Genomic DNA, 11,646 nt, shown 5'->3' with positions numbered 1-11,646 from the left:
ACGTTTTACCGTGCGGTAACGTTTTATATTCTATATGTATAAGTCTAAATGTATAAATATCGGCATATCATACAGTGCAGCAAGGTTTATCACAATAAGACAAAGGGCTATAAATCAGTCAATTTCGCTTGCCGTTTTATCGTCAATGAAAAAGAAAATAATAAAATCGTCAATTGATAGGCGTAAGTTTTAACTTTTGATACAATGACGAGCAATTGAATGATTGCAAAAAAGCGGTAACACGGCACTGTGAATCAACAAAACGATAGCAATAAAAACGGCAATACCAATACTACAATGAGTAACCTATCGACCATCGATATGCCCCATTGGCAGCACTTACACCCTGAAACTTTATTTTCAATTTGGGCCAATGACAATTGGGCTTTTTGGTTAGACTCAGGCGAAAGTGACCATGTAGATAGTAACTACGACATCTTAGTGTTTTCTCCCGTTGCCACACTAAAAACATCAAATAAAAGCACGCGAATTAATTATCTCACCGAGGATAAAGTTGAAGTCTCGGCTGAAGATCCGCTGAAACTGCTGCAACAAGTGCAAAACAGAGTGTTTCCAAAACCATTTAGCAATCAAAGTAAAATGCCATTTATCGGTGGCGCTGTTGGCTACTTTAGTTACGATTTAGGTCGTCGTTTTGAACAATTGCCGGCAACAAGCTTACTTGATATTACGCTGCCAGATATGGCCGTAGGCATCTATAAACAAGCGATTATTTATAACCGTAAAAACTCTACCTATACATTAGTTTGCCATGACAATGACATCGAGCAATTAGCCGGGCGCATCGACTCATTAATTGCCAACTTTGAAGAGCAGCCAGACAATTTTACTCTAAATTGTGATTGGCGGTCTAATATGAGCAAACAACAGTACGCTGAAAAATTCGCTAAGGTGAAGCAATATTTGAACGCTGGTGATTGTTATCAAATTAACCTAGCTCAGCGTTTTAGCGCCTTATATCAAGGTAATGAATTTGATGCATATAAACGATTAAGGGCCAGTAACAAAGCGCCATTTTCAGCATTTATGCGCATTGAAGAAGGTGCGATATTAAGTGTATCTCCAGAGCGTTTCTTACAACTTAAAAATCGCAAAGTACAAAGTAAACCAATCAAAGGCACACGACCACGCTCAGCGATTAAAGAGTTTGATAAAGAGCATGCCGACGAATTGCAGAACTCGCCAAAAGATCGTGCTGAAAACTTAATGATCGTCGACTTGCTTCGAAATGACATTTCCAAAGTCTGTCGCCCAGGCTCCGTTAATGTTCCGTCATTATTTGAAATAGAAAGCTTCCCTGCCGTGCATCATTTAGTCAGTACCGTTGAAGGCATGCTTTCACAAGAATTTGATGGCACCGATTTACTGCGCGGCGCATTCCCTGGCGGTTCAATAACTGGCGCGCCCAAAATTCGAGCGATGGAAATAATAGAAGAACTAGAGCCTCACAGGCGAAGCGTTTATTGTGGTTCTATTGGTTATATTTCAGCGTGCGGTAAGATGGATTCAAGTATTACAATTCGCACCTTAGTATGTGAACAAGAGCGCATCCATTGCTGGGCTGGTGGCGGTTTGGTTGCCGACTCACAACTGGACAGTGAATACCAAGAAACGTTTGATAAGGTCAATAAAATATTACCCGTTTTACAAAATACGCCGAATAATACTAAAGCCATGGATTGAGCGATATATGAATAAGCAGCAGTTTTTGCAGAAATTTGCTTTTCATCACCTTGATGAACTGTCATCAAGTTATCAGCATGTTGGCGATTTAAAGCATGCAAGTGTGCTAATTCCCATTGTCGACCATGGGAATGAATTAAGTATTGTTTTAACCAAGCGGGCGAGTCACCTCAAGCACCATGCTGGGCAAATTAGCTTTCCGGGTGGTAAAGTCGAAAAACAAGATATTCACCTTATCGATACCGCATTGCGTGAAACCGAAGAAGAAATCGGCGTTAATCGTGATGAAATAAAGATTGTTGGCCAACTTAAGCCATACCATACCATTACGGGCTTTCACATCACCCCTATCATTGGTTTCATCCCTGATAACTATAACTTTGTTATCGACCAAAATGAGGTTGCCGAAGTTTTTTACGTGCCCTTCTCGCATTTTTTTGATGAAGATAATCACCTAAAAGTTGAATTTAGTCGTCAAGGTAATAAGCATAAAGTCTATTTTATGCCATATTTAAACTACAACATTTGGGGCGCAACGGCGGCAATATTAAAAGATTTGGTACAACACCTTAAATAAAATGTAATTGTGTTTGTAACCTTTCACCGCCTAAAGTAAAATCCGCTCAAATAAAAATCAGCAGGTTGTTTAATAGATTCAACGTGCATAATAATCAGGTTCAAACAAATGATCAGTGTTTTTGATATGTTCTCCATCGGTATCGGGCCTTCGAGCTCTCATACCGTTGGTCCAATGCGTGCGGCAAATTGTTTTATTGAAGCGCTTAAAGCAAACAACCTTTTTGACAATACCAACAAAGTAACCTGTGAGTTATTTGGCTCACTAGGTCAAACAGGTATCGGTCACGGAACCGGTAAAGCAGTCATACTAGGCTTACATGGTGAAGCACCTGAAAGCGTTGCAGTCGACAAAATTGATACTATTTTAGAAACCACAAATGCGACTGAACAAGTTATTTTAAATAATGAAAAGTCTATCGACTTTCCAAAAAAAGACGCAATAATTTATCACCGTCGCAAAACATTACCTGCCCATGCCAATGCCATGACTATCTACGCATTTAACAATGACGAAAAGATTTTTGAGCAAACCTATTACTCTATTGGCGGTGGTTTTATTGTCGAGGATAGTGAGTTTGAAAAAGAAAAAGATAAAGCGTTATCGCTGCACAATAACATCAAACGTCCTTATCGATTCACTTCTGCTGACGAACTAATTACCTTGTGTAAAGAAAATGGCTTAAGCATTAGTTCGTTAATGATGGCAAATGAGAAGTGTTTGAATGATGAATCATTTATTCGTGCTGAACTAGTGAAAATATGGAAAACCATGTTTTCTTCAGTTGAACGTGGCATGCGAACCGAAGGTATCCTGCCAGGTGGTTTAAAAGTAAAGCGTCGTGCACCTAACTTACATCGTCTATTGAATGTTGAAAAAAATGCCGACCCTTTGCAAGCAATGGACTGGGTAAACTTATTCGCTTTGGCAGTTAACGAAGAAAATGCAGCAGGCTCACAAGTAGTAACAGCGCCAACCAATGGTGCTGCTGGAATCTTGCCTGCAGTGCTTTGTTACTACGATAAATTTGTTAAACCGGTTTCTGACGAAGACTGTATTCGTTATTTATTAACGGCTGCAGCTATTGGTATTTTATATAAAACAAATGCCTCTATCTCTGGTGCAGAAGTAGGTTGTCAAGGTGAAGTCGGTGTTGCTTGTTCAATGGCCGCTGGTGCATTAACCGAAATTTTAGGTGGCAGCCCTGAACAAGTTGAAAATGCAGCTGAAATTGGTATGGAACATAACTTAGGGCTAACCTGTGACCCTGTTGGTGGTCTTGTACAGGTTCCATGTATTGAACGTAATGCCATGGGTTCAGTTAAAGCCATTAACGCCTCACGTCTTGCTATGCGCGGCACAGGTACACAAAAGGTGTCGCTAGATAAAGTAATCAAAACCATGTGGGATACCGGCAACGACATGAAGACTAAATACAAAGAAACGTCTCGTGGCGGTTTAGCGGTTAATATTATTGAATGTTAACCTTAACTTTAAATTGAAAAATCGGGACTAGAACGTTCTAGTCCCAATTTCTATCAAACACCATCATTACTTGCATATTCTCAAAACTAAAATTGCGCCAACAATTAGCCAACAATTAGCCAACAATTAGCCAACAATTAGCTAGCAATCACTTGTAACAACAATTCTGTCTTTTGCTTTAAAAGTATTTTATCACCTCGAGTTTCAACATTTAAGCGCAGCAGTGCTTCCGTATTTGATTGTCTTAAATTAAAACGCCAATCATCAAATTCCATTGATAGTCCGTCAAAACAGTCGATGTGAATTGCCTGTTTTTCAAATGCGTTTCTTACGCCATCAATGGCCTTGTTTACATTCGATGGGGTTAGATTAATTTCACCAGAAGTTGGATAAGCATTAATTTGCGACGTTACCATGGTTGATAACGATTGCTGCTCTGATGATAGAAGCTCTGTCGATAAAAGCTCAGTAACTAACAACCAGGGTATCATGCCAGAATCACAATAATTAAACTCTCGAAAATAGTGATGACCACTCATTTCACCGCCGTAGATTGCATTTTCGCTACGCATCTTGTCTTTTATATAGCTATGCCCTGCTTTACTCATCATCGCTTGGCCACCCTCACGTTTAACTATCTCTACAGTGTTAAACCATAAGCGCGGATCGTGAATTATCTTTTGCATGGTTTCTTTGTTTCTACTATTAGGTTTAGAGAGAAACGCTTGCGCGAGAAGGCCGACAACATAGTAACTTTCAATAAACCGTCCAGTTTCATCAAAGAAAAAACAGCGATCGAAATCGCCATCAAAGGCAACGCCAAAATCAGCGTTATTGTTGATTACTGCGGCTGCGGTTTCCGCCCGGTTTTCAGGCAACATTGGATTTGGCACGCCATTAGGAAAGCTACCATCTGCTTGATGGTGAAGTTTAATAAACTCGATTTTGGCGCCTTGTTTACTAAGTTCATTTTCAATAGCATCAATCGCAGCTCCTGCTGCTCCATTACCGCTATTGAGCACAATGCGCAAAGGTTTTAATTTACTCACATCGATAAAACTGAGCATGTGCTTGGCATACTCTGTTTTTAAATCAGCAACTTCAACATCTGCTGTTTTTGATTTGTGATTGGGCTTTTCGTCAAGAGTTTGACTGCTTGATAAAAAAATCTCCGCAGCGTTTTTAATCTCTAACAAACCGTTGTCATTTGAAATCGGTTTCGAGTGCCCAGCAACTAACTTCATGCCGTTATAATGTTTTGGATTATGAGATGCAGTTACTTCTATACCACCACAGGCATTAAGGTAGTTGGTAGCAAAATACAGCTCTTCACTGCCTGTCATACCAATATCGATAACTTTTATGTTCTCTGCGAGTAAGCCATTTATAACTGCACTTTTTATCAATGGTGAAGTTAATCGGTTATCCGCGCCTACCACTATCGTTTTCGGTTTACGAACTTGGGCAAATGCTTGGCCTATGGCATAAGCAATGTCTTGGTTAAAATCATCACCTATTTGTCCGCGAATATCATTGCTGTTAAAACAGTTTAACGACACCATTTAAGCTCTGCCGTAATCATCTTTAAAGCGTTCAATATCATCTTCACCTAAATAGTCGCCGCTTTGTACTTCAATGATCTCTAATGCTATTTTTCCGGGATTTTCGAGGCTATGAACCACGCCTGCGGGAATATAAGTGGATTGGTTTTCAGTTAATAAAAAGATTTCTTCGCCGCGGGTTACCTTGGCAGTGCCGGAAACAACAACCCAATGTTCTGCTCTATGCTGATGTTTCTGCATTGACAGTTTATGCTGTGGTAGAACTGTTATGCGTTTCACTAAATCTCTGCTGCCAACATCAATCGTATCAAAGTGCCCCCATGGTCTATACACCTGACGATGAATATTTGCTTCGGGCCGATTTAACGTTTCGATTTGTTGAACAATATTCTTAACCTGCTGCACATTATCTTTATTAGCGACTAATATCGCATCCTTAGTTTGAACAACAATCGTGTCACTAACGCCGACAGTAGCAACTAATTTACTTTCTGCGATCACTAAATTATTGGAGGAGTTACAGCTAAGCACATCGCCTTGGTGAACATTGTTATCACTGTCTTTGTCATGGATATCCCAAAGCGCCTTAAAACTGCCGACATCATTCCAATTTGCATCAAGCGGGACAACGACTCCGGAGCTGGTTTTTTCCATTACCGCATAATCAATCGAGTCACTTGGGCATTGAGTAAACGCATCATTATCAACTCGAATGAAATCAAGATCGCTTTTAGTATTTGCCATAGCGCTTTTGCAAGCACCGAATATATCAGGCCTGTGCAGCTCAAGCTCTTCAAGATAGCGAGATGCCTTAAACATAAAAATGCCAGCGTTCCAAAAATAGTCACCTGACTCTATATATTGTTTAGCGGTTGCTAGATCAGGTTTTTCAACAAAGCGTTCAATGGCAAAGCACTTAGCACTCATATCGTCTTTATCTGCTGCTGATTCACCAAGGGCTTTTCCGGCGCGAATATAACCAAACCCAGTTTCGGCTGTTTTGGCAACGATACCAAAGGTCACCATTTTACCTTGTTCAGCCCATTTTTTTGCCAGCTCTATCTGTTGCTGAAATGCACTAACATCTTCAATGTGATGATCGGCAGCCAAAACCAGTAATACTGCGTCTTTATGCTGTTTAAGTTGTTCTATAGCAGCTAACGCAATGGCGGGCGCCGTATTGCGGCCAACAGGTTCAAGTAATATCTTTCCTAAGCTATCAATACTTCTCAATTGTTCCGCGACAACAAAGCGGTGTTCTTCGTTGCAAATAGTGATGGCATTACCACATTTTAAACCTTTAAGGCGCGTTAAAGTCTGCTGCAGCATAGACTCAGAAGACGTTAAGTTGAGAAACTGTTTGGGCATTAACTTTCGTGATAATGGCCATAAACGTGAGCCTATACCACCAGCTAATATTACAGGAGTGATCATAGTTATATTCTTGATTAGTTTGCTAAATGATAATCTATTTTACTGAATTTTTCTTTTGCAATTTACTGGTCTATGTCGTGTAGGGCAAAAAAAACTCCAGCGTTAGCTAGAGTTTTATAATATTCAGGACTTGCGTTTTAATGGCAACTACTGCCTTAGAATAGCAATTAGCGTTTCGGTAGTTCAACACCTTCAAGGAAACGCTCTATCTCTTCATTATTTTTTAACAGCATTGCCTTAGTAACAATGTCTTTGGTCAAATGCGGCGCAAAACGCTCGATAAAATCAAACATATATTCACGTAAGAATGAGCTACGTCTAAAACCGATTTTAGTATAACTCGACTCGAATAAATGACTGGCATCGATCACGGTTAGATCTTTATCGTAAATAGGGTCAACTGACATAGATGCAACCACACCAATACCTAATCCCTCTCTTACATAGGTCTTAATTACATCGGCATCTGTTGCAGTAAGCACAACGTTAGGAGTTAACTCAGCTTTATCAAATGCTTTATCTAACATTGAACGACCAGTAAAACCAAATACGTAAGTAACTAACGGAAACTTTGCTACGTCTTCAATGCTAATGTTAGCAAGTCGAGCTAGTGGGTGATCATTTTTAACTATAATCGAGCGATTCCAGCGGTAACAAGGCAACATAACTAAATCATCAAACAAGTGCATCGATTCAGTTGCTATCGCGAAATCAACGTCGCCTTTCGCAGCTAAGTCGCTAATTTGAATTGGATTACCTTGATGAATTTGCATTCTTACTTTTGGATATTTGCTGCTAAATTGCTTGATGATTTCCGGCAGAACATAACGTGCTTGAGTATGAGTTGTCGCTATTTTCAAACGACCTTCATTTGGCTTGTTTTGCTCTTTAGCAATGGTATTAATGGCATCTGTTTTAGCAAGTATTTCACTTGCATAACGAATAATTTCTTCACCGGCAGGAGTTATATGAGTCAAATGTTTACCAGAGCGATTAAAGACCTGTACACCAAGTTCATCTTCTAGAAGACGGACTTGTTTACTGATCCCAGGTTGCGAAGTAAAAAGCTTTTCAGCTGTTGCTGAAACATTTAATTTGTTGTTGGCGATTTCAACAATATAACGTAGTTGCTGTAGTTTCATTTAATTCATTTTTCGATGCTAAAAAAATCAATATAACTGAAAGTTATAAGCAAATCTAGCTCTAATGTGTAATTAATTTTCATTTTATTTACATCAAATTAACCAACATATTAATGCGCTTATTTAGGCGACTAAAATCGCCACTATATATTTCAAATATAGATGTGAATATGCGCAATAAGCCTATAGAAGCGCAAAGCCTTGAGGTGCCATAGGTTTTTCAAATTTATAAAGATTAACATAAACAATAACTGGCTTTTTAATGCCTTCGTAGCTAAGTCGGTATCTATCTAACATACCACCACCAAAAGGCATCGATGAGTCTTCAAAACCACAACAACTGCCAACTCGTTCTACCATTACACGTTCACCGTGTGGCCCAAGTAAACCATCAAAATAATCATAATGTGCGCCCTCATATTTTGTGCCACGCAAAAAGCCGCCTAAATGTATCGGGTTATCTTGATTGAAGCCATAGGATGAGTCGTTTGACGTCATCGCAAATGATTCTTCAGAAAGTCGCTGCTTTGAACTGGAAGTTGAAGCACAGGCTGAAAGGCTGCCAATTAAAATGAATATAATTAGATTTTTTAACACGGATAATCCCTTATTTGTGTCGCCCATTGTCTAGGACTGATATTTAAAATAAAAATGCTGCTACTGGCTTAAAATAAAAAACACCAGACTGTTTTAATAATCTGGTGTTTTATAATATTTTTCAAGAATTTAATGCGGCAATTTTATTTTTTTGCGGCTTTCTTCTTTACAGCTTTCTTTTTAGTTTGCTCTTCGACCCATTTGCCGTCTACGTATTTAGCAACCCAGCCAGTCGCTTTTCCGTCGACTTCAGTCATCACGTATTGCTCTTTGGTTTTACGTGAATATCGAACAACAGCAAGATTGCCGTCTTTATCTTTTTGTGGCGCATCCGCTAAGTAATAAAACTTCTCAGAAATTCTATCCCTAAAACGGTGTAACTCAGCAACTTTAGGCGCACGTGTTTCTCTCGACTTAGGGAATGTACTTGCTGCTAGGAATATACCGGCAGCGCCATCTCTAAGTTTGAAGAATGCATCTGATTTCTCACACTTAAGCTCAGGTAAGTCAACTGGATCTTCTTTAGGAGGAGCAGCTTCACCGTTAGCAAGTAACTTGCGAGTATTTTTACAATCATCGTTAGTACAATCGAAATATTTACCGAAACGACCGTTCTTAAGCTCCATGTCAGCTTCACAGCGATCACACTCTAGAATAGGACCATCATAACCCTTAATCTTGAATTCGCCCTTCTCCAGCTCGTGACCGTCACACACAGGGTTATTACCACACACATGCAACTTACGAGTCTCATCAATCAGATAACTATCCATCGCCGTGCCACATTTGCCACAACGTTTCATTGCCATAAGTGCTTCTGTTTCTGCGTTTTCACTTAAAACACTTACCGCTTCTTCACCTGGTGTCAGGTTCATTGTTTGTGTACAACGTTCTTTTGGCGGTAATGCATAGCCAGAACATCCTAAGAACACACCAGTAGACGCGGTACGAATACCCATCTCACGATCACACTTAGGACACTCGATCTCTTTAATTATTACCGGCAAGTTTTGCTGCATACCACCTTCTTCGGTAGCCATATCAGCTTGTTGCAACTGCTTAGTAAAGTTTTTATAGAATTCAGTTAATACTTCTTTCCAGTATGACTTCGCTTCCGCTATCTGGTCGAGCTCCTCTTCCATTCTTGCGGTGAAGTCATAGCTCATCAAGTTTTTAAAACTTCCAGATAAACTATCCGTTACGATTTCACCCATTTTCTCAGCGTAAAAGCGTTTATTTTCAATTCGACAATAACCACGATCTTGAATCGTAGAAATAATCGAAGCGTAAGTCGATGGACGCCCAATTGAACGTTTCTCTAATTCTTTAACCAATGAAGCTTCACCAAAACGCGCAGGTGGCTTAGTAAAGTTTTGTGTAGGTTCAAGTTGTTTTAACGTAAGACTATCGCCAACGTTTAAATCTGGTAAATGAGTATCGTTGTCGCTTGCGCTCTTACCTGGACGAGAATGAACTTTTGTCCAACCGTCAAACTGCATTACTCGACCTTTCGCTTTTAAATCAAACTCTGCAGCAGTAACAGTAAGAGTGGTTAAGTCATAACGGGCAGCTGTCATTTGACAGGCAACGAATTGGCGCCAAATCAAATCATAAAGTTTACGAGCATCAGCTTCCATATCAAGCAATAAGGCTGCTTCTTTCTTTACATCTGATGGACGTATCGCTTCATGGGCCTCTTGTGCATTCGCTTTCGCACCATATAACTTAGCTTTTTCAGGTAAGTAATTTTGACCAAAATTATCTTGGATATACTGACGACAATTATCAACCGCTTCTTTGGAAAGGTTGGTAGAATCGGTACGCATATAGGTAATATGACCGGCTTCATACAAACGTTGAGCTAAGCCCATAGTTCTTTTTACGCCAAAACCTAATCGTGTACTTGCCGATTGTTGTAATGTTGATGTGATAAACGGTGCAGACGGCGTACTTTTTGACGGCTTATCTTCACGCTTACTAACGACATAACTTGCGTTTTCTAATGTCGAAACCGCTGCCATGGTATCGGCTTCATTGTTAGGTCTGAAGTTTTTGCCATTTTGTTTTGTCACATTAAGCGCTAGCGGATGTTCACTGGCTGTCAATGTATCAGCACTTACTTCCCAAAACTCTTCCGGAATAAACGCTTTGATTTCACGTTCACGTTCAACAACCAACTTAACAGCAACAGACTGAACACGACCCGCTGATAAACCACGAGCAACTTTCTTCCATAATAGAGGGCTTACCATGAAGCCCACAACACGGTCTAGAAAGCGTCTTGCTTGCTGAGCGTTAACTCCGTTCATATTTAGTTCGCCAGGCTCTTTAAACGCTTCCTGGATAGCATTTTCGGTGATTTCGTTGAAGACTACTCGTTTGAATCTGTCGTCATCACCACCAATAATCTCTTTTAAGTGCCATGCAATCGCCTCTCCCTCTCTATCCAAATCGGTTGCGAGATAGACAGTGTCGGCTTTGTCTGCAAGTTTTTTAAGTTCATCGACTACTTTTTCTTTACCGGGCAATACTGCGTAAGTTGCAGCCCAGTCTTTTTCTGGATTAATCCCCATACGAGCATACAAAGCGACCTTTTCACGTTTCGCTTTATATTTTGCTTTTTGTTCCGGAGTCATTTTACGTACTTCGGCAGGAGATTTCGTCGGAGCTTTTTTGCCAGCTCCGGAATGCGGAAGATCGCGGACATGACCAACACTTGATTTAACAATGTAGTCTTTGCCGAGATATTTGTTAATCGTCTTCGCTTTAGCCGGCGACTCGACAATTACCAGAGATTTTGCCATGAACCTATACTTTCCTGTTGTCAGGTTGAAGTTGCTCGCACAAATTAAGTACGCCACTTATATAAGAAATAATTCTATTTTTGGCTGAATTAAAAAAAGCCAATTGCTATTAGGTATATATGTAAAATTTACCAGTGACAAGCAATTATTTTTAATATCGAGATAAATTTATCTAAAATTCAACGAAATAATTGTTGCCATCATAATCAAAATGTATCGATAACTTAAAGAAAAATTTCAATATTTTTGATTGTCGACGCAATTCTGTACAACAAACATACAGATTTGGTTCAAAAATTATAACAACGGTGAATATGCAAAATGAGTTAAAACTCAGATGC

The 11,646-nt window shown here is 39.7% G+C and carries 8 protein-coding genes; 3 read left to right on the top strand and 5 right to left on the bottom strand.

The features are described from left to right. Positions 1-297 precede the first annotated feature (297 nt). From pabB to LT090_RS06355, 3 genes are all read left to right on the top strand, one after another. Positions 298-1,704 carry an aminodeoxychorismate synthase component I gene (gene pabB, locus LT090_RS06365; protein ID WP_068545337.1) on the top strand — a complete coding sequence of 469 codons (1,407 nt, stop codon included), beginning with the start codon at positions 298-300 and terminating at the stop codon, positions 1,702-1,704. A gap of 7 nt (positions 1,705-1,711) precedes the next feature. Next, the gene (locus LT090_RS06360) at positions 1,712-2,281 is read left to right on the top strand and encodes a CoA pyrophosphatase (protein WP_068545112.1); all 570 of its coding nucleotides are present in this window, start codon (positions 1,712-1,714) and stop codon (positions 2,279-2,281) included. A gap of 108 nt (positions 2,282-2,389) precedes the next feature. Continuing rightward, on the top strand, positions 2,390-3,766 hold the full coding sequence (locus LT090_RS06355; RefSeq protein WP_068545111.1) for an L-serine ammonia-lyase: 1,377 nt from the start codon (positions 2,390-2,392) through the stop codon (positions 3,764-3,766). A gap of 137 nt (positions 3,767-3,903) precedes the next feature. Here LT090_RS06355 and LT090_RS06350 read toward each other — a convergent pair whose 3' ends face one another. From LT090_RS06350 to topA, 5 genes are all read right to left on the bottom strand, one after another. After that, positions 3,904-5,328: a phosphohexomutase domain-containing protein gene (locus tag LT090_RS06350; RefSeq protein ID WP_068545110.1), complete on the bottom strand. Its 1,425-nt coding sequence runs from the start codon at positions 5,326-5,328 to the stop codon at positions 3,904-3,906. After that, positions 5,329-6,762: a mannose-1-phosphate guanylyltransferase/mannose-6-phosphate isomerase gene (locus LT090_RS06345; RefSeq protein ID WP_068545109.1), complete on the bottom strand. Its 1,434-nt coding sequence runs from the start codon at positions 6,760-6,762 to the stop codon at positions 5,329-5,331. 167 nt (positions 6,763-6,929) lie between these two features. After that, the gene (cysB, locus tag LT090_RS06340; protein ID WP_068545108.1) at positions 6,930-7,904 is read right to left on the bottom strand and encodes an HTH-type transcriptional regulator CysB; all 975 of its coding nucleotides are present in this window, start codon (positions 7,902-7,904) and stop codon (positions 6,930-6,932) included. Positions 7,905-8,087: 183 nt separating this feature from the next. Beyond that, complete coding sequence (locus LT090_RS06335) at positions 8,088-8,501, bottom strand: hypothetical protein (protein WP_068545107.1); 414 nt, start codon at positions 8,499-8,501, stop codon at positions 8,088-8,090. Between the two features lie 143 nt (positions 8,502-8,644). Further along, the gene (gene topA, locus LT090_RS06330) at positions 8,645-11,305 is read right to left on the bottom strand and encodes a type I DNA topoisomerase (protein WP_068545106.1); all 2,661 of its coding nucleotides are present in this window, start codon (positions 11,303-11,305) and stop codon (positions 8,645-8,647) included. Between the last annotated feature and the right edge of the window lie 341 nt (positions 11,306-11,646).

Origin of the sequence: Thalassotalea crassostreae, from assembly GCF_001831495.1 — a bacterium.
GTDB lineage: Bacteria > Pseudomonadota > Gammaproteobacteria > Enterobacterales > Alteromonadaceae > Thalassotalea_A > Thalassotalea_A crassostreae.
This window is presented reverse-complemented; position numbering and strand designations above follow the sequence as displayed.